The 24,040-nt window shown below is 62.2% G+C and carries 21 protein-coding genes; 3 read left to right on the forward strand and 18 right to left on the reverse strand.

Translation table 11 applies throughout. The features are described from left to right. Positions 1 to 125 precede the first annotated feature (125 nt). From metG to ACR0CU_RS04250, 8 genes are all read right to left on the reverse strand, one after another. Positions 126 to 1,844 carry a methionine--tRNA ligase gene (metG, locus tag ACR0CU_RS04215; RefSeq protein ID WP_170437272.1) on the reverse strand — a complete coding sequence of 573 codons (1,719 nt, stop codon included), beginning with the start codon at positions 1,842 to 1,844 and terminating at the stop codon, positions 126 to 128. A gap of 69 nt (positions 1,845 to 1,913) precedes the next feature. Continuing rightward, a complete protein-coding gene (locus ACR0CU_RS04220; RefSeq protein ID WP_170357586.1) occupies positions 1,914 to 3,137 on the reverse strand; it encodes an MFS transporter in 1,224 nt (407 codons plus the stop codon). Between the two features lie 76 nt (positions 3,138 to 3,213). Then, positions 3,214 to 3,813, reverse strand: coding sequence for a YceI family protein (locus ACR0CU_RS04225; protein WP_170445525.1), 600 nt, complete (start codon positions 3,811 to 3,813; stop codon positions 3,214 to 3,216). Further along, on the reverse strand, positions 3,810 to 5,024 hold the full coding sequence (locus ACR0CU_RS04230) for an MFS transporter (RefSeq protein WP_170339548.1): 1,215 nt from the start codon (positions 5,022 to 5,024) through the stop codon (positions 3,810 to 3,812). The genes ACR0CU_RS04225 and ACR0CU_RS04230 overlap by 4 nt, the downstream gene beginning before the upstream one ends. A gap of 66 nt (positions 5,025 to 5,090) precedes the next feature. Beyond that, the gene (locus ACR0CU_RS04235; RefSeq protein WP_480642523.1) at positions 5,091 to 5,711 is read right to left on the reverse strand and encodes an ImuA family protein; all 621 of its coding nucleotides are present in this window, start codon (positions 5,709 to 5,711) and stop codon (positions 5,091 to 5,093) included. Positions 5,712 to 5,762: 51 nt separating this feature from the next. Then, positions 5,763 to 6,344, reverse strand: coding sequence for a retropepsin-like aspartic protease family protein (locus ACR0CU_RS04240; RefSeq protein WP_170445528.1), 582 nt, complete (start codon positions 6,342 to 6,344; stop codon positions 5,763 to 5,765). A gap of 42 nt (positions 6,345 to 6,386) precedes the next feature. Next, a complete protein-coding gene (locus tag ACR0CU_RS04245) occupies positions 6,387 to 7,007 on the reverse strand; it encodes a MarC family protein (protein WP_093961850.1) in 621 nt (206 codons plus the stop codon). Continuing rightward, positions 7,004 to 8,857 (reverse strand): ABC-F family ATP-binding cassette domain-containing protein, encoded by a 1,854-nt coding sequence (locus ACR0CU_RS04250; protein ID WP_170445533.1) that lies wholly within the window; start codon positions 8,855 to 8,857, stop codon positions 7,004 to 7,006. The genes ACR0CU_RS04245 and ACR0CU_RS04250 overlap by 4 nt, the downstream gene beginning before the upstream one ends. 106 nt (positions 8,858 to 8,963) lie before the next feature. Here ACR0CU_RS04250 and ACR0CU_RS04255 point away from each other — a divergent pair, with 106 nt between their 5' ends. After that, positions 8,964 to 10,166 (forward strand): multidrug effflux MFS transporter, encoded by a 1,203-nt coding sequence (locus ACR0CU_RS04255; RefSeq protein ID WP_170445536.1) that lies wholly within the window; start codon positions 8,964 to 8,966, stop codon positions 10,164 to 10,166. Positions 10,167 to 10,285: 119 nt separating this feature from the next. Then, positions 10,286 to 10,708, forward strand: coding sequence for a nucleoside-diphosphate kinase (ndk, locus tag ACR0CU_RS04260; RefSeq protein WP_170445539.1), 423 nt, complete (start codon positions 10,286 to 10,288; stop codon positions 10,706 to 10,708). Positions 10,709 to 10,768: 60 nt separating this feature from the next. Here the strand turns inward: ndk and ACR0CU_RS04265 are convergent, their stop codons facing one another. After that, entirely contained in the window at positions 10,769 to 11,116 is a 348-nt protein-coding gene (locus tag ACR0CU_RS04265) for a TfoX/Sxy family protein (RefSeq protein WP_170339541.1), read from the reverse strand. Between the two features lie 142 nt (positions 11,117 to 11,258). Here ACR0CU_RS04265 and ACR0CU_RS04270 point away from each other — a divergent pair, with 142 nt between their 5' ends. Beyond that, on the forward strand, positions 11,259 to 12,437 hold the full coding sequence (locus ACR0CU_RS04270) for a cytochrome P450 (RefSeq protein ID WP_170446032.1): 1,179 nt from the start codon (positions 11,259 to 11,261) through the stop codon (positions 12,435 to 12,437). Between the two features lie 25 nt (positions 12,438 to 12,462). Here ACR0CU_RS04270 and ACR0CU_RS04275 read toward each other — a convergent pair whose 3' ends face one another. The 9 genes from ACR0CU_RS04275 to ACR0CU_RS04315 all read right to left on the reverse strand — a co-directional run bounded on the left by ACR0CU_RS04275 (position 12,463) and on the right by ACR0CU_RS04315 (position 23,998). Beyond that, a complete protein-coding gene (locus tag ACR0CU_RS04275) occupies positions 12,463 to 13,833 on the reverse strand; it encodes a sensor histidine kinase (RefSeq protein WP_170338977.1) in 1,371 nt (456 codons plus the stop codon). Continuing rightward, complete coding sequence (locus ACR0CU_RS04280; RefSeq protein WP_093961855.1) at positions 13,826 to 14,506, reverse strand: response regulator transcription factor; 681 nt, start codon at positions 14,504 to 14,506, stop codon at positions 13,826 to 13,828. The genes ACR0CU_RS04275 and ACR0CU_RS04280 overlap by 8 nt, the downstream gene beginning before the upstream one ends. 165 nt (positions 14,507 to 14,671) lie before the next feature. Further along, positions 14,672 to 16,108 (reverse strand): DegQ family serine endoprotease, encoded by a 1,437-nt coding sequence (locus tag ACR0CU_RS04285; RefSeq protein WP_170445542.1) that lies wholly within the window; start codon positions 16,106 to 16,108, stop codon positions 14,672 to 14,674. A 744-nt stretch (positions 16,109 to 16,852) separates the two neighbouring features. Next, complete coding sequence (locus ACR0CU_RS04290) at positions 16,853 to 17,494, reverse strand: nucleotidyltransferase family protein (protein WP_367647515.1); 642 nt, start codon at positions 17,492 to 17,494, stop codon at positions 16,853 to 16,855. Further along, positions 17,491 to 19,908 (reverse strand): GcvT family protein, encoded by a 2,418-nt coding sequence (locus ACR0CU_RS04295; RefSeq protein ID WP_170445545.1) that lies wholly within the window; start codon positions 19,906 to 19,908, stop codon positions 17,491 to 17,493. The genes ACR0CU_RS04290 and ACR0CU_RS04295 overlap by 4 nt, the downstream gene beginning before the upstream one ends. A gap of 94 nt (positions 19,909 to 20,002) precedes the next feature. After that, the gene (locus ACR0CU_RS04300; protein ID WP_170445548.1) at positions 20,003 to 21,310 is read right to left on the reverse strand and encodes an HlyC/CorC family transporter; all 1,308 of its coding nucleotides are present in this window, start codon (positions 21,308 to 21,310) and stop codon (positions 20,003 to 20,005) included. A gap of 69 nt (positions 21,311 to 21,379) precedes the next feature. After that, positions 21,380 to 22,330: a site-specific tyrosine recombinase XerD gene (locus tag ACR0CU_RS04305; protein ID WP_170445550.1), complete on the reverse strand. Its 951-nt coding sequence runs from the start codon at positions 22,328 to 22,330 to the stop codon at positions 21,380 to 21,382. 2 nt (positions 22,331 to 22,332) lie between these two features. Then, on the reverse strand, positions 22,333 to 23,859 hold the full coding sequence (locus ACR0CU_RS04310; RefSeq protein WP_170445553.1) for a hypothetical protein: 1,527 nt from the start codon (positions 23,857 to 23,859) through the stop codon (positions 22,333 to 22,335). Then, a complete protein-coding gene (locus tag ACR0CU_RS04315; RefSeq protein WP_170445555.1) occupies positions 23,849 to 23,998 on the reverse strand; it encodes a hypothetical protein in 150 nt (49 codons plus the stop codon). Before ACR0CU_RS04315 ends, ACR0CU_RS04310 begins: the two co-directional genes overlap by 11 nt. Positions 23,999 to 24,040: the final 42 nt, after the last annotated feature.

Consider the following 24,040-nt stretch of genomic DNA (forward strand, 5'->3'; position numbering starts at 1 on the left):
ATTTTAAACGCTCGAACCCTGTCCGGGGATGTCTCGGTCGTCGAACCAATTTCGTCCGACGATTTCATCGGATCGGTCGGGTCAGTTGGCTGAAAAAAAGGGGGCCGCCGGCCCCCTTGCTGTACTCAGCTCCGCACTCCGGCAAAGTGTGTTTGCCAATCTTCGCGCTGTTCGTCGGTGATCTTGGCGAACAGAACGTCCGGCACCGTGAATGCGTGTCCGGCGGGCAGGGCGTTCAGCGCGGCCTCCACGTCCTCGGGCCAGCTGGTATCGAGCGTGTTCATCGCGCTCAGCATTCTGGCCGAGGTTTCAGGGATGAACGGCGCGCTGAGTACCGCATAAAGCCGGATCAGGTTCAGGCCCAGCCGCACCTGCGCGGCGGCCTGTTCCGGGTCTTCTTTGAAAGTGGACCAAGGCGCAGCGGCCTGCAGGTATTCGTTGCCCGCAACCCAGATCGCACGCAGTTCCTGCGCCGATTTGCGGACCTCCATCGCCTCCATGTGCGCCTCGTAGGCGCGAATGCGCTTGGTCAGTTCCTCGATCAGCGCCTGTTCGCGTTCACCGTATTCGCCACCGGACGGAACCTCTTCACCGAATTTCGAGCGGCAGAACTTGGTGATCCGGCTGACGAAATTGCCCAACACGTCCGCCAGGTCCTTGTTGACCGATTGCTGGAAGTTCTCCCAGGTGAATTCGCTGTCGCTGCTTTCGGGCGCATGGCTCAGCAGCCACCAGCGCCAGTAGTCGGCGGGCAGGATGTCCAGCGCCTGGTCCATGAAGACGCCGCGGCCCTGGCTGGTCGAGAACTGTCCGCCGTCATAGTTCAGATAGTTGAACGACTTCAGGTGATCGACCAGCTTCCACGGCTCACCCGAGCCGAGGATGGTGGCCGGGAAGGACAGGGTGTGGAACGGCACGTTGTCCTTGCCCATGAACTGCACATAACGCACGTCGTCGGCGCCCTTGTCGGTGCGCCACCAGCGTTCCCATTCCGCATCCGGCTTGCCGTGGGCGTCGGCCCATTCCTTGGCGCAGGCGATGTATTCGACCGGCGCGTCGAACCAGACGTAGAAGACCTTGCCCTCCATGCCGGGCCAGTCCTCGTCGCCCTTCTTGACCGGGATGCCCCAGTCCAGGTCACGGGTGATGCCGCGGTCCTGCAGGCCGTCGCCGTCATGCAGCCATTTCTTGGCGATCGAGGTGGTCAGCACCGGCCAGTCGGTCTTGCTGTCGATCCAGGCGTCCAGCTGATCCTTCATCGCCGACTGGCGCAGATACAGGTGCTTGGTCTCGCGCACCTCAAGGTCGGTCGAGCCGGAAATGGCGCTGCGCGGGTCGATCAGGTCCGTCGGGTCCAGCTGCTTGGTGCAGTTTTCGCACTGGTCGCCGCGCGCCTTTTCGTAGCCGCAGTTGGGGCAGGTGCCTTCGATGTAGCGGTCGGGTAGGAAACGGCCGTCGGCGTTGGAATAGACCTGCTTTTCGGTCACTTCGCGGATCAGCCCGGCCTCGGCCAGCTTGCCGGCGAAATGCTGGGTCAGCTTGTGGTTCTGCGGGCTGGACGACCGGCCGAAGTGATCGAAGCTGAGGCCAAAGCGTTTGGCGATGTCGGCCTGCACCTCGTGCATCTCGGCGCAGTATTCGGCCACCGGCTTGCCCGCCTTGGCGGCGGCCAGTTCGGCCGGGGTGCCGTGTTCGTCGGTGGCACACAAGAACATGACCTCGTTTCCGCGGCCGCGCTGGTAGCGCGCGAACAGATCCGCCGGCAGCTGCGAGCCGATCAGGTTGCCAAGGTGCTTGATCCCGTTGATGTAGGGAATTGCCGAGGTAATGAGAATCCGAGCCATGTTTGGTTTCCGCCTAACTGTCTGCGCGCGCTCTATCAAACCGGATCGGGAAATCCCAGCCCCAGAATGCTATCGCCCTTCGCGCGAGCGTTTCAGCAGGCGGCCGATGGTGAAGGACGTGCGCGGCGCGTAGACGTAGTTGGTGCGTTCCTCGGGCGTCGGGCGCGAGCGCATCCGGGCCAGTCCAAAGATGATCAGGACCGCGTGGCCCAATGCCACGAAGGCAAACAGCGCGCCGGGGCCGAATTGCTCGATCAGCGTCGAGGAAACATAGGGCGAGGCGATAGCCCCCAGCGCATACCAGAACATCAGCGCCGCCGACAGTTCCACCCGCTGCTCGGTGGTGGCGAAGTCGTTGGCATGCGCGGATGAGATCGAGAAGATCGGAAAGGTCGTTATTCCGAACAACCCGGCAGCCAGCATGACGCCGACGGTGCCCGTGCCGCTGGCGGCCATGGTGATACTGCAACTGACAACGGCGGCAATCGACATCCAGATCAGCACCCAGCGGCGGTCGTATTTGTCGGCCAGCCACCCGACCGGATACTGCGCCAGCGCGCCGCCCAGAACAAAGGCCGCCAGAAAGAACGCGATCTGATCGACGCCCAGCCCAACCTCTTGTCCGTAGACGGGACCAACCATCCGGAACGAAGCAGAGCTGATGGCCGAGACGATCACTCCAGCCACCGCCAAGGGCGAGCAATGCCAGGCCAGCTTGGGCCGCAAACGCGGTGCGTCCGGGGTTTCGGGCTGGCTGGCGCGCGTCAGGGTCAGCGGCAGCAACGAGGCACAGCACAGGATGGCCAGCAGGTTGTAAGAGACATATGAGGCAGGTGGCAGAACGGCGATGATCAACTGCGCGCTGAGAGAGGCTCCCATATCGGCCAACCGATATGTGCCCATGGCGCGGCCGCGGGTTTCGTTGGTGACTTTGGCGTTCAGCCAGGCCTCGATAACCGTATAACAACCCGCCACGCAGGTGCCCGAGGCAATGCGCAGCGCGGCCCATGCATAGGGGTTTTCGGTCAGCGTGTGGCCAATCAGACCCATCGCACCCAGAGCAGTGCAGACCGCAAAGGCGCGCGAGTGCCCGATGGATCCCATCAACCTTGGCGCCCACCAGCATCCCGCGAAAAAGCCCAAAAAGTGAGCCGAGCCCAAAAGGCCGATCTGTTCGGTCGAAAACCCCAGCGTCAGGCCGGATATCGCGTCCAGGGGACCCACGCCGCCCGTGGAAAGCTGCAAAAGAATGACCGAAAGAAAAAGGGCGGCGAATGAGATGATGGTACGCATGGGTCCAGTAGATGTCCGAATGGCGCATGTCGATGCGCGCGGCTATTCGACTTTGTGGTGTCGTTTTCCGCCAGTTTCAGGGTTTTCTGCGAATTTCGGTTCGTATGTTCAATCCCACAGTTTCGTCGACCAGGTCCGCATAGCCGGTGGCGCCGAAATAGTTCCGGTTCAACGCGCCGGTCAAATGGATGAACAGCCGGTCCAGATCGTCCTTTGCGGAACCCGGCGGGCGATAAAGCGCGGCATCGAGAGTGATCGGACGAGTCACGTCGCGCACCGTCAAATCGCCGGTGACGGTCGCTCCGTCGGAAATGCGTCCGCCGGGGCCAAGGCTGACGGCCGTCGAGACGAAGTGGATAGATGGAAACCGCGCGGCATCCAACACGGATCGGCTTAGCATCGGGCCGCGTGCAAACGGCAGTTTCGTGCGTGCCTCGGCGACGTTCAGGACGACGTCGACCATGCTGTTGCGCAGGTTTTTCGTGTCCACCAGAACGTCAGCGGTCTGGATCGGCATGGTGCCGGTCTGGGCCGAGCCAGCCAGACCGAATGTGAATTCGATCAATGTCCCTTGTGGTTCAAGTATATACGGAACCGGGGCGGCCACGGCGTGCCGCACCAAGGGCAGCGATGCCAGCCCCGCCAGTACCAGAGTTCGGCGGGTCAGGCGGCTCATGCCGGAACCCGCCCCTGGCGCGGCCGCGAGCGCATCAGCAGTGTCGCAATAATGGCGATGTTCAGCCCGTTCCACAGGATCCCGTTCACGAAGGCCAGTTCATACTGCCCGGTCACGTCATAGATCCAGCCGGACATCCAGCCACCCAGCGCCATGCCCATGATCGTCATCATCATCACGAAACCGACCCGTGCCCCGGCTTCTTGCGGGGGCATGTATTCGCGGACGACCAGCGCATAGCTGGGCACGATGCCGCCCTGCGCCAGTCCGAACAACAGGCTGATGACATAGAGCGACACCATCCCGTCATAAGGCAGGAACAGGAACAGGGCGATGCATTGCAGGATCGACCCGATCAGCAACGTGTGAACGCCGCCCAACTTGTCTGCCACCAGCCCCGAGATGATCCGGCTGACGACACCGCCCATCAGCATGAGCGACAGCATCTCGGCCCCGACCGCCGGGCCATAGCCCAAGCCTACGCAGTAGGAGACGATGTGGACCTGCGGCATCGACATTGCGACGCAGCAGCCAATTCCGGCGAGGCCCAGAACATATTGCAGGGTCCGCGGCGACAGGCCGACGCTGCGCGCGTTGATCTGCGCGGCGGCTGCGGCGGTGCCATGCGCCTCAGCCGGGACCTGCCGGCGCAGCAGCAGCGACAGCGGGATGACAACGATCAGGGTGATGACCGCCAATGTCAGATAGACCTGCTGCCACCCGTCGCGGGCGAGGATACCGGACAGGAGCGTGGGCCAGATCGCGCCGGACAGATAGTTTCCGCTGGCCACCAGCGCCACGGCGATCCCGCGTCGGCGCAGGAACCAGTGCGAGATGTCGGCGATCAGCGGGCCGAACCCGACGGCGGTGCCCAGGCCCAGCAGCAGATGCGCCACCGACAGCATCGTGATCGTCGGCGCCCATGTCGCCAGCAGATAGCTGAGCGCGCTGAGGCCTGCGGCACCGATCAGCGCCTTGGTCACGCCCAGCCGGTCCACCACCTGACCCAGCCACATGTTGCCAAGCGCAAATCCGATCATGGCCAGCGTGTAGGGCATCGAGGCCTCGGCCCGGCTGGCGCCGAACTGGGTCTCGATCGCGGGCATCACCACGATCACCGCCCACATGCCCACATTGGCCACCGCCGCGATGGCCAGAGTGACCAGAAGGCGAAGCCAGGAATAGCGGCTGTCGTGGATCGGGTGGGTCATTTCGGCACGCTAGGGGGCGGGATGCGGTTTGACCAGTCACAACTTGCGTGATCCGGGGCCGGTCGGTCAGGCGCAGGTTTCCTCGACGCCGATCCGTTGCAGGTGCAGCCCGGTGCGCGGCGCGGTCTGGGTGGCGTGCCAGCTGACCGGGGGCAGGGCGCGGGCGCGGCGGCGGGTCAGGGTCCAGCGGCGGGTCTGGCCCGTGTGCGCCGGGGCCATGTGCCAGCGCGTCTCGATGCCCTGCGCGCCGCCGTCGCCCGGGGTCAGCAGCAGCCCCAGCGGGGCCTTACCCATCGTGCCCCCCTGTTCGGCGGCCAGATGCATCCGGCGCACCGGCGTCAGACCCGGTGCCCCCGGCAGATCGCCGACCACCAGCGGCACCGCCCCGCTGCGCAGCGCCTCTTCGATGCACCACAGCAGGTCCTCGGCCCGGGTGGGGCGGACGAACAGGAAACGGGCGGGATCGGCAAAGGGCATCATGCCGTCGGGGTTCAGCTGATCGGCCTCCCACGCGGGCGAGATCCACAGAACCGGCCCCTGCGCCTGACCGGCCAGCCACATGGCAAAGCTGCGCCGCGCGGGGCCGCAGGCCTCGTGCACGCGGGCCAGTTGTAGCGAAATCTCATCATGCAGGGTCAGCCCCGGCGCCGCGCGCGCCGGTTTGCGGCCAAGAAGATGCGTGGACATGGCCGAATGCTAGCATGTTCGCACTTTGTTCTCAATCCCGAAAGCCGCCATTCAGCGCGACAGGATCATCCGGCCGTCAGAAAACTGGATGTTGGAAAAACGGTGCAGGTAATCCATGCCCAGCAGGGACTGGTCCAGATCTCCTCCGTTGATCCATGCCGGAACATTTCGGTCTGTGATGGGTCCCAAAGCCAGGCTGTCGAGGCGCACAGGCGCAGTCTGGACCACCCCATTTGCGGTCGAGGCACGGCCGTGAAAGGTCAGCTGATCGGTATCGAACCCTACACGCTCCGCGTCCTGCGGGCTCAGCACGATCTGGCTGGCCCCGGTATCCACCAGGAATGTCACCGGTTTGCCATTCACCAGCATCGGCAAGTAGTAGTGCCCGTCGAACGAGCGGGGTACTTCGATCACATCTCCGGTCACGGACATCTGCGGAGATACGCCAACGGTCGAGCGGATGTCGCCCCAAAGGCCGACAACGGCAATGATCCCGATGAAGATGAAGACCCAGGCCATAGCCATCTGAAGGGTCTTCCCCAACGACTGCCGATTGTGAGTGAAGAACCACATCAGCAGTGCGGCTCCCAGCAGAACCAGATAGGCCAACCGTCCAAAATCGTTACTATCCATGCGGGCACCCGAAACCTTCTTTCATAAGGTCAATATGGGGTTTCAGGACGCGAACCCAAAGGCCTTGAGCCCGTCAAGAATGAACTGAACCGACAGCGCGGCCAGCAACATGCCCAGAAGGCGGGTCAGCACGGTCAGGCCGGTCTTGCCCAGAATGCGCGCGATCAGGCCGCTGGACAAGAAGAACAGCAATACAACCGCCATCACGGCAAGCATCACGCCGACAGCGGCAGCGATGCCCTGAATGCCGGGGTGCTCACCGGCCAGCAGGATGATCGTTGCGATCGATCCGGGCCCGGCCACCAGCGGAATGGCCAGTGGAAAGACCGAGGGGTCAGGGTGCTCTTCTTCTTCCGCTCGGTCCTCGCGCCGCTTGTTGCGCCGCTCGAACAGCATGTCGAGCGCGGTCAGAAACAGCAATGCGCCGCCAGCGACCTTGAAAGCCTCCATCGAGATGCCGACAAAACCGAGAACCGCCTCTCCGAAAGCGGCGAAGGCGATAAGGATGCCCGAAGCGGTCAGGCACGTGCGGTAGGCGACGCGGCGACGGGTGGCCGGGTCCATTCCTTGTGTCAGCGCGACGAAGATCGGTGCGGTGCCAAAGGGATCGATCACAACGAACAGGGTTGTGAACGCGGTTATGAAGAATGCCATTTCGATCATGCGGCGGCCTCTGCGCTTTCCAGCCGCTCGGCGGCGGCGACCCACAGCGCCTCGGCGCGGGACATGGCCTCGACCACCTCGGCGAATTTTCGGTTCCAGGTTTCCAGATCAGCGATCCGGTCATCTTCGTACAAGGCCGGGTCGGACAATTTGGCCGAGAGCTTTTCGTGCATGTCCGTCAATTTCTCCAGCCGTTCCTCGCATTTCCGCAGGTCGGCCCGAAGCGCCAGGATGGTGTCGCGAGAGGCGCGTTTGGGTTTGACGGCCGGTTTTTCCCGGGCCGGTGGTTTGTCGCGCGCCAGCAGCATCTGGCGATAGGCTTCCAGGTCGCCATCAAAGGGTTTGACCGTGCCGTCCGAGACCAGCCACAGCCGGTCGGCCACCAGCCCCAGCAGGTGCATGTCGTGGCTGACCAGAACCACAGCACCGGAATAGGCGGTCAGCGCCTCGACCAGGGCCTCGCGGCTTTCGATGTCCAGATGGTTGGTCGGCTCGTCGAGGATCAGCATGTGCGGCGCGTCGATCGTCGCGATCAGCAGCGACAGGCGCGCTTTCTGGCCGCCCGACAGCCGGCCCACCTCGGTTTCGGCCTGATCCGCGCCCAGCCCGAACCCGGCCAGACGCGCGCGCAGTTGGGCCGGGGTCTCGGTCGGGCGCAGGCGCCGCAGGTGATCCAGCGGGGTTTCGTCCACATGCAACTCATCCACCTGATGCTGGGCGAAATACCCGATGCGCAGCTTGCTGCTGCGAGTCATCTTGCCGGCCATCAGGGGCAACCGGTCCGACAGCAGCTTGGACAGTGTCGATTTTCCCTGACCGTTCTTCCCCAACAGCGCGATCCGGTCGTCCTGATCGATGCGCAGGTTCAGACGGCGCAGCACCGGCGTGTCGCCATAGCCGGTGACGCCGCCCTCAATCTGAATGATCGGGGGCGACAGTTCCTCGGGCTCGGGGAACGAGAAGGCGCGCAAGGCGGCCTCCTGCGGGGTCGAGATCAACTGGATCCGTTCGATCATCTTCAGCCGCGATTGTGCCTGAACGGCCTTGGACGCCTTGTAGCGGAACCGGTCAACGAAGCTTTGCAGATGGGCTATGCGGGCCTTGGCCTTGGCGTTTTCGGCCTCGGCCTGAGCCAGACGTTCGGCGCGGCGTTCGGCGAACTTGTCGTAGGGCACCGCGTAATAGGTCAGCTGGCGGTCTTCCAGATGCAGGATCGAGCCGACCGCCCGGTTCAGCAGGCCCCGGTCGTGGCTGATGACGATGACCGTATGCGGATATTTCGCCAGATAGCTTTCCAGCCACAGCGCGCCTTCAAGGTCCAGATAGTTGGTCGGTTCGTCCAGCAGCAGCAGGTCGGGCTGTGAGAAAAGAACCGCCGCCAGAGCGACCCGCATCCGCCAGCCGCCCGAGAAATCGGAGCAGGGCCGCTGCTGATCGGCATCGTCAAAGCCCAGCCCCTTGAGGATCGTAGCCGCTCGGGCTTCGGCCGACCAGGCGTCGATATCGGCCAGCCGGGTCTGAATCTCGGCAATCCGGTCGGGGTCGGCGGCCTCCTGCGCTTCGGCCATCAGGGCGCTGCGCTCGGTGTCGGCGGCCAGGACCGTGTCGATCAGCGACACGTTTGACGAGGGCACCTCTTGTGACACACCGCCGATCCGCGCGCGTCGGGGCAGGGTGATGCTGCCCGATTCCAGCGCCAGCTCGCCCCGGATCAGGCGGAACAGAGTGGTCTTGCCGGTACCGTTGCGGCCGACCAGACCCACCTTGTGGCCTTCGGGAATGGTGGCGCTGGCGCCCTCGAACAGAGGGCGGCCTTCGACCGAATAGGTGATGTTCTCGATCCGTAGCATGGGCCGCTCTTAGCAGAGCGATACTGGCACCGCCAGACGCAAGCCATGTGCAAACCACATGCACTGTGCTAGCGCTTTTGCAGATGAACGAAATTCGGATGTTGAGATGCGGGCCGCACAAACTCCACCCTCTTTGGTGACCCTTGTCCTTGCGACCGGTCTGTCCGTGCTGTCGTTGAACATGTTCCTTCCGTCCCTTGCGAACATGGCGGTCGATTTTCGGGCGGATTATGCGCTGGTGAACCTGTCGATCGCAGCCTATCTGGCCGTGTCCGCCGTACTGCAACTGATCCTTGGGCCAATGTCCGACCGGTTCGGGCGCAGGCCGGTTCTTTTGACCTGCATGGCGGTCTTTGTGGCGGCGTCACTTGGCTGTGTTCTGGCGGAGTCGATCTGGACCTTTCTGGGGTTCCGTCTGATGCAGGCCGCCGTGGTCGGGGGCTCGGTGCTGTCTGCCGCGTCGATCCGCGACCAGTTTCCGCCCAACGAGGCCGCAAGCAAGCTGGGGTATGTCGCCATGGCAATGGCTTTGGCGCCGATGCTGGGCCCGATGCTGGGTGGCACTTTGGACATGCTGTTCGGGTGGCGGGCCGGGTTTGTCTTCTACACGGTTGCAGGGGCGGCTCTGCTGATGCTGCTCTGGGCGGATATGGGCGAGACCAACCACAACCGGTCCGCCACTTTTGCCGCGCAGATGCGCGAATACCCGCACCTGTTCCGTGCCCGGCGGTTCTGGGGCTACGCGTTGTGCGCGGCATTCTCGATCGGGGGGTTCTACAGTTTCATCACCGGGGCGCCCCTGGTGGCCGCCGCCTGGTTCGATCTGAGCCCCGCCACACTGGGCCTGGGGATCGGCATCATCACCGGCGGTTTCATGGTAGGCAATTTCGTAACGGGTCGGATCGCCGCGCGTACTCGGCTGACGACGATGATTCTGGCCGGGCGCATCATCGCCTCGGTCGGGCCGTTCTGCGGGCTTTTGCTGTTTTTAGGGGGGATGGGGTCGGTCTGGGTGTTTTTTGGATCAGCCATATTTGTTGGTTTTGGAAACGGTTTGACGAACGCCAACGCGTCTGCGGGCGTCATGTCGGTTCGACCGCAACTGGCCGGCAGCGCGGCGGGCCTGTCGGGCGCTCTGATCGTCGCGCTCGGTGCGGTCATCACTTCGATCACCGGAGCTGCGGTCAGCCCCGAAAACGGCCCGTATCTGGTGCTGTCGATGATGGCAGGCAGCAGCTTTCTGGGCCTTTTGGCCGTTCTGTATGTCCGTTGGGTGGATGCACGGGACCCGCTTCCCGACGCAATCTGACGCCCAAAGGCGCGATCGCGCCATCATTCCACTTTTCACGGGCGAAATACCGTGTTAGGCGGCGCGCGATGAATTTCGCGCGGCCCAGCCCGCGCCGTCAGACCAAGGAGAGGCCCGATATGGCACTGGAACGCACTTTTTCGATCATCAAGCCCGATGCAACCCGCCGCAACCTGACCGGCAAGATCAACGCCAAGTTCGAGGAAGCCGGCCTGCGCATCGTCGCGCAGAAGCGCATCCACATGACCAAGGAACAAGCCGGCAAGTTCTACGAAGTTCATGCCGAGCGTCCGTTCTATGACGAACTGTGCGCGTTCATGTCGTCGGCACCGGTTGTCGTTCAGGTTCTGGAAGGCGAAAACGCCATCGCCAAGAACCGTGAAGTCATGGGTGCAACCAACCCCGCCGATGCGGCACCGGGCACCATCCGCGCCGAATTTGCCGAGTCCGTCGGTGAGAACTCGGTTCACGGCTCGGACGCGCCGGAAACCGCAGCGGTTGAGATCGCATATTTCTTCTCGGGCATCGAACTGGTCGGCTAAGCCGCACCACGATACCTGTCGAGATTGCCGCGTCCGATTTCGGGCGCGGTTTTTTGTTGGTCAGACGGATTTCAGATCGTCAGGGCCGACACGTACACCGATGGCATCCAGATCCGCGACGATCCGGGACGCCGGAGCCTGGTTCGTTGACGATTTCAAAGCATCGAACCTTGCGCGCAGGGCTTTCTTTTCTTCGCCCTTGCAATCGTTCCAGGGGCGGCCCTGCAAGCCCATGACCAACACGTAATAGCCGATGAAATGAGGCCGGGTTCCGGCCTGTATCAGCCGGGCATAAGCCGCATCGGCACCAAGTTCGCGTAGCTCTTCGGCCGAGTGGATGCCCGCACGGGCACAGGCCTGCTCGAAAGCAGGTCCAAGATTGCGGATGGAAGACACAGGTTCGGGCATGTTTCTTTCTTAGCTTTGCCAGGGCGTGCTGTCACTGCCCGCCGGAACGTTGTGCGACGAATTCCGTTGCGCTAGGCATTGAGCGACGGGTCCGTGCAGGAGGGGGAAGGAATTGACAAGCGACATCAGCAATCTGGACCTGATGAACCCGCCCGAGGGCTTCATCGACAATCCCTTCCCGTATTATGATGCGCTGCTGTCTTCGGCGCCGGTTCTGGCGCAGCCCGATGGCTCGGTTCTATTGTCGCGGCACGCTGATCTGGACCGGATCTATCGGGACACGACCCTGTACTCGTCCGACAAAAAGGCCGTGTTCGGACCAAAGTTTGGTCCGGGATCACCATTGTTCGAGCATCACACCACCTCGCTGGTGTTCTCGGATCCGCCGTTGCACACGCGGGTTCGCAAAATCATGACTTCGGCCCTGACCCCGCGCGCCATCGCCCGGATGGAGCCCGGTTTGATCCAGACCGTCGATCGTTTGCTGGATCGCCTGGAAGACAATCGGCAAGTGGATCTGATCGAAGACTATGCCGCAACCATCCCGATCCAGATCATCGGAAACCTTCTGGACGTACCGGTGGACGAGCGCGAACCGCTGCGCGACTGGTCCCTGGCCATTCTTGGGGCGCTCGAACCGGCACTGAGCGCCAAGCAACTCGAGGACGGCCATGCGGCCGTTCGGGACTTCAAGGAGTATCTGGCCGATCTGGTGGCTCGGCGCAGGGCCACGCCCGGCGACCCCGAAACCGACGTATTGACCCGGTTGATCCGCGGTGAAGGGGCCGACGAAAAGCTGAATGAAATCGAGTTGCTTCAGAATTGCATCTTCATTCTGAATGCGGGTCATGAAACCACGACGAACCTGATCGGAAACGGGTTGGCCCTGCTGCATGACCACCCGGAGCAGCGTCAGCGGCTTATGGATGATCCAAGCCTGATCAATACGGCGGTCGAAGAAGTCTTGCGGTTCCGTTCACCCAACCAGTTCGGCAACCGGGAAACGACGGCTGACATCGTGATTGACGGGTGTCCGATTGCCAAGGGCACCAACCTTCATCTGTGTATCGGCGCTGCAAACAGGGATCCGGCCGTGTTCCCAGACCCGGGTTTGTTCGACATTTCGCGCAAACCGAACCGTCACCTTGCCTTTGCCGGTGGGCCGCACGTTTGCGCAGGTCTTACACTTGCGCGCCTTGAAGGGCGGGTCGCCCTGTCGCGGTTCGTGACACGGTTCCCAGATTTCCAACTGTCCGATGAACGTGTCAGAGGTGGGCGTATGCGGTTCCGCGGATATGCTTCCTTGCCCGCGTCCCTTTGATCGACAAAAGGGGTGGGGCGTTAACCTAGGGTTTTTGCGCCAGCTTCAGAACTGCCTTCAGCCCGGGATCCGCATTCTGGGCACTGAAGCCCCCGCCATGCATGCGGGTGATGGCCGCCACCAAAGCCAGTCCGAGGCCTGAGTTTCGGTCCGATCGCGCGGGATCGAGCGTGACGAAGGGCAGTTGAAGCTGCGACAGCATCTCGGCCGGCACGCCCGGGCCGCGGTCGCGGACACTCAGCAGGGCAAACGGGCCGTCTTCGCGCAGTTCGATGGAAATTGCAGTTCCTTGAGGGGCATAGCGCATGGCGTTTTCCAGAAGGTTCGACAGGGCCTGCGACAGCAAAGGGCGGTGCCCCATGATCGGAGCCGCCCGACCCGTGACCTCGAGGCGCACATCCTTGTCGGCCGCGACCGGTTCGTACAACTCCACGGCATCGTTGACCAAGCGCTCAAGGTCCACAGGTTCAAACTGCTCCCGCCCCAACCCCGCCTCGGCGCGTGAGATCTCGGTCAGCTGCCCGAGAACCCGCAACACGTGATCGATTTCGGCCGTTGCCCGGGCGATGTCGACCTCACGATCCAAGTCGCTTTTGCCTGGCTCGGCCAAGGCGACCACCCGCTGCTTCAACCGGGACAGAGGTGACCGCAGATCATGCGCGATCGAATTTGACGTGGTGCGCAAGTTGCTGACCAACTCTTCGATCCGGTCCAGCATGTTGTTCAATGTGCCTGCCATCTGGTCGAACTCGTCGCCGGTGCCACGCTGTGGCATTCGTTGGGACAGGTCGCCGGACACGATGGTTTCTGCGGTGTCGGCGATATCCTTCAGCCGCGAAAACACCAAACGGGTCAAAAGCCAACCGGTCAGAATGCTCAGCGCAAGGGCCGCGCCCAAGGCCAGCGCCACCGAATGAAACAGCACCCGGTCGAACTGCTGACGGGCGAGGGCGTCGCGGCCCACCAACAGCCGTTCGCCGCCGGGCAGCAAGATCGATGCGGCGGAGATCGGGACCAGCTGATCCGTCTCGGTTCTGCGCAGTTCCAGATCCACCCACCCACTGCCAGCGGCGATGCCTTCGGGCCATCGCTTGAGGTTGCCGGCCAAGGTTTTTCCCGAGCGGTCAGCCAACAGATAAAGCGCATCACGCTCGGACGCGGTCGGAAGCCGGCGTTCGATGGCCACCATCAGGCCGACTAGCCCCAGGCGTTCGTACTCGTCCGCCAGCCCGGTCAGTTCGGCGGACACGACAGATCGGGTTTCGCCTTCGATCGTGCGGTTGGCGGTGATATAGACCAGCAACAATACGGCCGCGGTCAGCAATGTGCTGAGCACCATGCTGGCCAGCACCAACCGTGTCCTGGAGTCCTTGAACGACAAGGGTGACTTAACCATCAGAAACCATGTAACCGGCCCCGCGCACGGTTTCGATCAGCGGTGGTTCACCACCTTCATCCAATTGCCGACGCAGTTTGGAGATGTGAACGTCGACGACGTTTGTGTTCGGGTCGAAATGATAGTCCCAGACACCTTCGAGAAGCATCGTCCTCGACACTACCCGGTTTTTCCGGCGAAGGAAGAATTCCAGAATCTGGAACTCTCTGGGCGTCAGGGTGATCTCGCGACCGTTGCGTGTGACCTTTCGGGTCAGCAGATCCATTTCAAGGTCGCGGCATTTGAGGGTCGGGGTTTCCTCGGATTCCTGAGGTCGGCGCAACAGGGCTTCGATCCGGGCATGAAGTTCCTGAAATGAGAAGGGCTTGACCAGATAGTCGTCGGCACCCGCATGCAGCCCTTTCACCCGCTCGTCCACGGCGCTCATGGCTGTCAGCATCAGAACCGGCGTCTTGACCCCGGCGGCGCGCATCGACTTGATCAGGGCCAGACCGTCCAGCCCGGGCAGCATCCTGTCCAGAACGACCGCATCAAATCCGCCGTCGGTCGCGTGGTACAAACCTTCGCGGCCGTCTTCGGCGCATTCGACGACATAACCCTCCTCGCCAAATCCCTTGGCGATGAAGTCCCGCGTGTCTTCATCATCCTCAACGATCAACAGACGTCTGCTCATGGTCGGATTTCCTTTCACTCAGGATATAATCACGTATGGACAGGTAAAAAAACTGCCGGGTGCGAAATCCGCACCCGGCAATCCCGACAGCACGTGGACAAATCGTGTCCGTCAGGAGATGCGCGCACCGGATATCCCCATCATGCGGTGCGCGCGGGACGCAGGTCAGGCGATCTCGACGGCGACGAAGATCTGATTGCCGCCGCGGTTGATCAGCATCAGCGCCGGATCGGTCTTCTGATCTTCGAGCGCGGATTTGAGCGCCTCGGGTGTTTCCACATCCTGGTTGCCCAGCTTCACGATCACGTCGCCCTGCCGCAGACCGGCCTTGGCCGCCGGACTGTCCGGCTTGAGCGAAGTCACGACCAGGCCGTGCACGTTCTCGGGAACTCCGATCTGCGCACGAGTCGCTTCGGACAGCGGTGCTACGGTGACACCCAGTGTCTTGCCCGCCACCGCGTCATCGGTCGGTTCCGCGTTTGTCGCCATCTGGGCCGAATGCTGCCCGATCGTGACGTTCAGGGTCTCTTCCTTGCCATTGCGCAGGACGGTGACCTTGCTGTCGGTTCCGACGGCTGTGGTGCCAACAAGCACCGGCAGTTCACTGCTCGAGTCGACCTGTTCGCCATTGAAGGCGATGATTACGTCGCCCTGTTGCAGCACTCCCTGAGCGGGGCTGTCCGGCAGAACCTCGGACACCAGTGCGCCGACAGTGCCATCGACACCCATCGCTGCGGCCAGTTCGGGGCTGATGTTCTGGATCGAGACACCCAGCCAGCCACGGCTGACCTGGCCATCGTCACGCAGGTCCGCAGCGATGTGCTCGACGATGTTCGAAGTCACGGCAAAGCCCAGTCCGACCGAACCGCCACTGGGCGAATAGATGGCCGAGTTCACCCCAACGACTTCGCCGTCCATGTTGAACAGGGGACCGCCCGAGTTGCCTTTGTTGATGGCCGCATCGGTCTGAATGAATTCAGCGTAGGGGCCTTCCGAGATATTGCGTCCCTTGGCGGAAACGATGCCGGTCGTGACGGTCGAACTCAGGCCGAAGGGGTTGCCGATGGCGACCACGTCTTCGCCCACGCGGATGTCGTCGCTGTCCCCCAGCGGGACCGGCTGCAGCGCCTCATCCGCGTCGATCTTGAGCAGCGCGATATCGGTCAGAGGATCGGTCCCCACGACTTCAGCCTCGTACGAGCGATCATCGCTCAGGCGCACGGTGATCTTGCTGGCTTTGTCGACGACGTGGTGGTTGGTGATGATATAGCCATCCTCATCCAGTACGAACCCGGACCCCAAGCCCTGACTGGGGCCACGGCGCGGGGCATCAAAGCCTTCGGGAATCCCGAAACGTTTGAAGAACTCACCAAAAGGCTGGCCTTCGAAATCAAACTCCTGGCCGCTCGCTGGCGACGGGGCTGCGTCGATCGAGGCGATGACGGTTACTACGGACGGTGAAACGGTCTCGACCAGATCCGCCAGGGCTTCGTCGGCCTGCGACGGAATGGCGGTCGCGGCCAGCAACGCCGCGCTCAGCGCGGTGGCGCCAAACAGCCCTGAGGTACGAGGAAGAATAAGGGGGGATTTGCGGATGCTCATGTTGACTAGGTCTCCTTGGTTCGGCGCTTGTTGATGTGCGCTTTGCAGGGAACATGAGCCGTCAGTCTTTGCGTTTTCTGACTGATCAATTAATAAATCTTAATTTTGCCACATTGCAGGCGTCTGGTAGCGCTCGCAATCCCGGGAATCGGCCGTGGGAGTTGCCGGTCGAATCGGTGGATTGTTGCCGAAATGAGGGTCAAACTCGCAAAAGCATTGAATTGAATCAAATTTGTTAACAGTCCGGCGGCGGTTTTTGACCGAATTTTTAGGGACACTCACAGGTTGCGCCACCGCCCTTTCAGAAGGCGGTATTTGTCTAATAGGTCTTTGCAAAAATGTCATTTTGATCGTTTAGCGCTAAAAATTTCTTGTCGTGGGTCAGCAATGGCAAAGCGCACGAACAACCTTGGGTAGATTTACGTGACGCGCGTTGTTGCGGAAATACCATCACGAATCCGGCAAAATTAACCGATTCAACCAATTTTACGTTGTTTGCACTGAACTTATCGGTGACGATGAACGTGCCCAAGTGAAAGGGGGGCCTGACAGCATCAAGGGGGTGCTTGAAGGCAGATCTCAGTCACCGGAAGCGCTGAGCGGCATGTTAACGAGGGGGTCTTGTTTCGGTTCGGCAGCACATTGGTCTGATGTCTTGACGACATCCGGGCCGCGTTTTCGGGATTGGTGAAAGTGGTAGTCCTGTTTTGGGCAACCGGCCCGGTCGTTCTCGACCGGGCCGCGTTACTTTTGGGATCTTTGCTTTTTACGCCATTCGGCCCACGCTTGGGGCGTATCCAGATCCAGAATAGCGTTCTGACCCGGCAAAGGCTGCAGGTGCACCTGGTCCAGATGCGCGAGTACGATGGTCTGTGCGCCGCCATCTCCGGTCAAATGCGCCAGATCAGCAAAGAGACTTCGGTCGAAGATTACAGGATGGCCTGGTACGCCGTCCGAGGACGCTCCGCGCCAGATCAGCTTGTCAGGATGTTCGGTGACCGACCGAAGGACCGCGCGCAGGTCGTCTGATGTCAGCTCCGGCAGATCGGCCAGCAGGATCATCGCTGCCCGGGCTGATACCGGCACCTGTGCGACGGCTCTGCGCAAACTGGCATTCATGCCTTCATCCGCATCGGGAACAGAAACAACCTCCAAGTCCATCCCGCTCAGAGCGGTGTGTCGTGGGTGAGGTGCCGGCGGCAGGGCGACGATGACCGGCCCGACAGCTCGTGCGGTTTCAGCCGAGCGTCGGATCAGTGGTTGACCGTCGACAATTTGCATCAACTTGTCCACTCCGCCCATACGGCGAGAGCTACCGGCGGCCAGCAAGATGACAGGGATATCCTCCATGCCGGCCACCTTGCCGCCAACCGGAACGGCTGTCACCCCCGCATACGCGCACGGTCGGGGTCAAATAGTGGGCTCGTCAGCATACGGGCCTTGCGCATCTGGCCCAGGATTTCAATTTCGACCGCCAAGCCGTCGGCCGCCAGTCCCGTTGGGAGGAAGCCCATGGCAACTGATTTCTGCGCGAAATGCGAATACCCGCCGGATGTGCAAAACCCAACGACCGCGCCATCGTGCCAGATGGGCTCGTAGGCGTTCACATCTGCGTCCTCGGCTTCGACCTCAAAGGCCACAAGCTTCCGGGCTGTTCCTTCAGCCCGCTCGGCCTCAGCGACAGCGCGCCCGATGAAATCGACGTTCTTGGAGAACGAGATGAATCGGTCCAGCCCGGTTTCAGCGGCTGTGTAGTCGGGTGAGAACTCGCGCATCCACGAGCCAAAGAACTTGTCCAGCCGCAGGCTCATCATCGCGCGCATACCGAAGGGGGTCATGCCGTGCGGTTGCCCGGCCTGCCACAGGGTCCACCAGAGTTGGCGCTGCGCCATCGGATCGCAGTAGATCTCGAACCCCAGATCACCGGTATAGCTGACCCGCTGCACGATGCAGTCGGTCATGCCGACGACCATCTGGCGCACGTCCATGAAGCGCATGTCGCCGATATCCTCGCGCGTGCAGGCGGCCAGAACCTCGCGTGCCTTGGGGCCTGCGATCTGGAAGCCGTTGCGGCGGTCAGAGATGTTTTCAACGGTTGCGCCGTCTTCCTGATGCTGCCGGAACCAGCGCATGTGGAAGTTTTGTGCGCCGTAGGAGGCGGTAAGCTGGAACTCTTCCTCGCCCAGGCAGGACACGGTGAAATCCCCGATCAGCTTGCCCTTGGGCGACAGCATCGGGGTCAGCGACAGGCGGCCCGGCTTGGGAATGCGCCCGGCCATGATCCGATCCAGCCAGTCGCGGGCGCGTGGACCTGTCACAAGGTATTTGCCGAAATTGTGCACTTCGTTGATGCCGACGCCTCCGCGCACGGCGCGCACCTCGCGGCCTGTTGCAGCAAAGGCGTCCGAGCGGCGGAAGGACGGGGTTTCATAGCCCGGCTCGCCCTCCTGCGCGAAATAGTTCGGAACCTCGAGCCCGTATTGCTGGCCCCAGACGGCGCCCAGATCGCTGAAGATGTCATACATCGGCGTGGTGCGGTTGGGCCGCGCGGCCGGCAGTTCCTCGTTGGGGTAGGCGACCGAGAAGCGTTTCTGATAGTTCTCGATCACCTTGGGGCGGGTATAGCCGGGGGTGATCCAGTCGCCGAACCGGGCCACGTCCATGGCAAAGACGTCGCGCTCGGGCTCGCCCTCGATCATCCATTGGGCCAGAGTCAGGCCGACGCCGCCGCCCTGGCTGAACCCGGCCATCACGCCGCAGGCCGACCAGTAGTTGCGCACGCCCGGCACCGGCCCGACCAGCGGGTTGCCGTCGGGGGCAAAGGTGAAGGGGCCGTGGATCACCGATTTCACACCCGCTTCGGCCAGAACCGGGAAGCGACGATAGGCAAATTCGATACTGTCGGTGATCTTGTCGAAATCGTCGGGCAGCAGCTCATGCCCGAACTCCCAGGGCGTTCCATCCACGGCCCAGGGCTTGCAGGGCTGTTCGTAGAACCCGATGCACAGGCCGCGCCCTTCTTGCCGCAGATAGCTTTCACCGGCCGGGTCCATGACGTGCGGATGCTCGCCGCCCGCGTCGATGATCGCCTCGATTTCGGGGATGTTGTCGGTGACGAGGTATTGATGCTCCATCGGGTGCAGCGGGAAGTAGATGCCCGCCATCGCGCCCACCTCGCGCGCCCAGAGGCCGCCGGCGTTGACGATATGCTCGGCGTGGATGGTGCCCTTGTCCGTCACAACGTCCCACGTGCCGTCGGGGCGCTGGTTGGTTTCACGCACCATGCAGTGGGTCTCGATCGTGGCGCCGCCCATCCGCGCGGCCTTGGCATAGGCGTGGGTCGTGCCCGAAGGGTCGAGGTGCCCGTCCAGCGGATCATAGAGCGCGCCGATGATGCCGTCGGTGTTGGTGATGGGGGCGATCTTCTTGATCTCGTCGGGGCCCACGATTTCGGTTTCCAGCCCCATGAAGCGATGCTTGGCGCGCTCGGCCAGCAGCATGTCGAACCGGTCCTGATTGTCGGCCAGCGTGATGCCGCCCACATGGTGCAGCCCGCAGGACATGCCGGTGATCTCTTCCAGTTCCTTGTACAGCCTGATGGTATAGCCCTGCAGCGCGGCCATGTTGGTGTCGCCGTTCAGCGTGTGGAACCCGCCCGCCGCGTGCCAGGTCGATCCGCTGGTCAATTCCGACCGTTCCAGCAGCATCACATCCGACCAGCCCAGCTTGGTCAGGTGATACAGCACCGAACACCCGACAACTCCACCGCCGATCACGGCAACCTGACACGTGGTTTTCATCCGCACCTCCTTGCGTCTGGCCCGAAGGTGCAGGGGTGCCGCGCCGGTATCTGTCACGAAAACGACCGAGTTTGTCGTTTCCGCCGGCCGTCCGTCAGAGCGGCCGCACCTTCAACCAGGTAATCCGGTTGCCCTCGCGCTCGACGACCTCGAACCGGAATCCGTGGAACGAGAATACCTGACCAACGGTCGGGATCATCTGCGCTTCGTGGATGACCAGCCCGGCAATGGTGTTGGCCTCGTCATCGGGCAGGTTCCAGTCCATCGCACGGTTCAGGTCGCGGATCGTCATCGAGCCTTCGACCAGATACTGACCGTCTTCGGTTCGCGTAACCGTCACGTCTTCGTCCACGTCGAATTCGTCGGCAATCTCGCCTACGATTTCTTCGAGGATGTCCTCGAGCGTGATCAAACCGCGCAACGAGCCGTATTCATCGACCACCAGCGCAAAATGGCTGTGCATGCGCAGGAATTCCCGCATTTGGTCGTCCAGCGTGGTGGTCTCCGGTACGAAATAGGGGGCGTTGGCTACTTTGAGGATGTCGAACGACTTCAGCCGGTCGGCACTGCCCTCGCCGCCGCCGGCCTGCGCGTACATGGCGCGGAACAGATCCTTGGCGTGCACGACGCCCACGATGTTCTCGGGCTGGCCACGGAACACCGGCAGGCGCGTGTGACGGCTTTCGAGGCATTGTTTCAGGATCGATTCAGGGTCTGCGTCCGCGTCGATCATCTCGATATTCGAGCGATGCAGCATGATTTCCTCGACCGTACGGTCGCCGAGATCAAGCGCACCCAGGATGCGGTCGCGGTCCTCTTTTTCCACGACGCCTTCGGAATGGCCCAGTTGCAGGGCGCCGGCGATCTCTTCACGCACGGCAAGGATGTTGCTGTCGGGGTCGATCTGAACCCCGAACAGGCGCAGGACCCCGCGCACCAGCAGGCGCACGGCGGCCACCACCGGCGAAAACACCGTAACGACAACACTGATCACCGGGGCGACGGCCGCGGCGGCCTTTTCGGCATTGGTAATCGCGTAGGTCTTGGGCAGTACCTCAGCAAAGACCAGAACAAGCAGGGTCATGACCAAGGTGGCCAGTGCCACGCCGCTTTCTCCGAAAAGTCGGGTGAACAAAGCCGTGGCCAGCGAGGCAGCAAGGATGTTGACGAGGTTGTTGCCCAGCAGAACCGAGCCGATCAGACGTTCGTTGTCATCAGTGATCTCCAGCGCCTTTTGCGCGCCGCGCGATCCTTTGTCGGCTTGCGCCCGCAGTTTACCCCGCGAAGACGCCGTCAGCGCTGTTTCAGACCCCGAGAAGAAGCCGGAGAGTACCAGCAGAAGCAGAATTGAGGCCGTAGTCAGCCAGAAGGCGCCATCGAGAAGAGAAGGGTCAGAGTCCATCGGTCCGTTTCAGGTATTGTTGATGCAATGGTTATGGGGGCGCAGATGCGCGCGATCAAGGGTTTGGCCCTAGTCTCGACCGTCATCCTTGGCAAGCGGGTGATGCTGCAACACCAGCTCCGACAGGCGCTCGTCCAGGACATGCGTATAGATTTCGGTCGTCGCGACGTCGGCGTGACCAAGCAGGGTCTGGATCGAACGCAAATCGGCCCCATTGGCCAAAAGATGCGTCGCAAAGGCATGGCGCAGCGTGTGTGGCGTGACTTTGTCGGGAGAAACACCACCTTGCACGGCCAGTTCCTTTATCAGAGCAAAGAACCGGTGACGGGTCAGGTGCCCTGATTTTCCACGCGAAGGAAACAGGAACCGGGACCGCTGGCCTCCGTTGGCGGCGGCTGCATCTTCGGCTTCGTCCCGGATGGTCAGCCATGCCGCCAAGGCATCGCGCGCAGGCGGTGACAGGGGCACCATGCGCTCCTTACCACCTTTGCCGAGAACCAGCAGCATACGTGGGTCGCCCCGGGCGGATGATACCGGCAGGGAAACAAGCTCGGTCACACGCATCCCGGTCGCATACAGAATTTCCATCAGGCAAGTGTTGCGCACCTTGTCTGCCGTACTGCGCCCTGTTTGTCTGGCCGCCTCAAGCAGGCGGTCGACTTCGGCCGCGTCCAGCGTCTTGGGCAGCCTTTTCTGGCGTCCCGGGCCTTTGATCTGGATGGCCGGATTGGTCGAGCGCCAGCCTTCTTCAAACGCGAAACGATACAATTGCTTGATGGCGGAGAGGCGGCGGGCGCGGGTCGCGCGCGAAAGGCCTTGTGCGTCACAGTCAATCAAGTAGGCCTCGATTATACTTTGGTCGGCGGCCTCGAACCCGGCATTTCGCCGAATGAGCCACGCGGCAAAGTCCTTCAGGTCCCGCCCATAGGCCAGCAAAGTGTTGGTTGCCGCCCCAAGTTCTGCGGCCTGCGCCTCGAGAAACGCGGAAATCCACAAGTCTTGTGTCGCCGGAGCGGACACTGTCAGGCCCCCTTCAGAACAAGCAACTGCAAGGCCGCGCGGCGCGCCGTGTCTTCCAGGCCGACATGTCGGAACACCGCGATGGCCGCAGTCAAGTCAACCAGATTGCCGCGCGCGCCATGCGCGAACATCTGCATGGCCTCAAGAATTGCCTCACCCAGACGGTTTGCTTCCAACATCGCGCGGATATCGGACGGGATCGGCGCCGACCATGCAAACCCTTCAGCAATGGCGTCAGCCATCGGTGAGGGCGAGTTCGAACGCTCGGGTTGGCCCGATGCCAAAGCAGCCAGAAAGGCATTGGCCTCGGGTCCGTCGGGGACAGATCGTGCGGCATCCTCGTACAACTCGGACAACAGCAGGATGCGCCAGCGCAGGTTCTCGGTGGTCGGGTCGGACAAATTGATCGGCATCAGGCGCTCGGCAAACAGTTCTGCAAAGGGCACTTCGAGCCCGACCGAACCCATTTCTGCCCAGACTTTCGGCAGGGTCTTGGATATTGCCTCGGGGCTTCCGGTCTCCAGCGCCGTTTCGAAACGCTGAACTGCCGAGACGCGATCCCAGACCGCGCCCGAAGCCGCAGGCGCGCGCTCGGTATAAAGGCCCAGCAGATGGTTCGGCGTAAGCGCGCCGATGCGGGTCAAGCGCTCGGCCGCTTCGATCTGGGCCTTCCAACCGGCAACATCGCGCAGGTCGGCATTGGCAAAGGCCCGCGGCAACGAGGCGGTCGGAAGTCGCTCGCCGATCGCTTCGAACAGGCGAAACGTCAGCGGGTCAGGGTCTTCGGGTTGCGGCAAATAGGCGGCGCCTTCGAACATCTCTGGGCTTAGGAAGCGATCCAGCAGATCGAGTTGCTCGGGCGGCAGTAATTCGAGCGCATGCGCCGCTTCGAGTGTCAGTGCGGCCGAAGCCCAGTCACCTCTGCGAGCCTTGCAGAAGACCTGCGCGGAATAATCCCGCGACAAATGCGGTTGAGCGATCAGCGCAGTGCAGCTGCGGTCTTCGTCGCCGGTCAATAGAGTTGCGTCAAACCATCGTTTGAACCGCTCAGGCGTATCGGTGGGGCCTGCAAGTTGCACCAAGGATTGCGTCGGATCGGCGGCACCCAGCTGCATCAGGCGATCCAGTCGCGCCAGCAGAAGTTGGTCTGGCTCATTGGAATTCGCCGGCGCTCGGGCCTCGGTCAGCAAAAGTGTGAACAACAGCCGCTGCATGGCAGGGTTCGATTTGACCGGCACGCGCGCGATGAGTTCGGCCAGCCGGGCCGGATCGCTGGGCAGCCACAGATCAACCGGCAGCCCGGTCGCGGACCCATCCACCAATCCCAACGGCGGCGACAGCGCCTCGAGCGGAGACACCTGGATGTCGGGCTGCAGGCCCGTATCGGTAACCGGCGGCTCGAGCAATACGGTCCCCGGCAACAGGTCAGGAGCTGTCTCCAGCCAGTCGATCGCGGATAGCGGCTGTTCGGTTTGTGCGGCGGCTTGGCCGGTCAGTGCAAGCGCCAGCACGACGGCCCTAGTTGACATCCAGAATTACCGGTTCGCTGATTTCGCTTTGCGGGGCCGAGAAATCGGCGCCGAAGAATGGGCCAAGATACGCATAGGCCACCAAGCCGATGAAAAGCAGGCAAATTAGGTACAACAGGAATTTGATCATACGGCCCATGGCTCAACGCTGCCTCAATTTTCGATTTTGGCCAAGTTATAA

The organism is Ruegeria sp. BC2 (assembly GCF_056539245.1).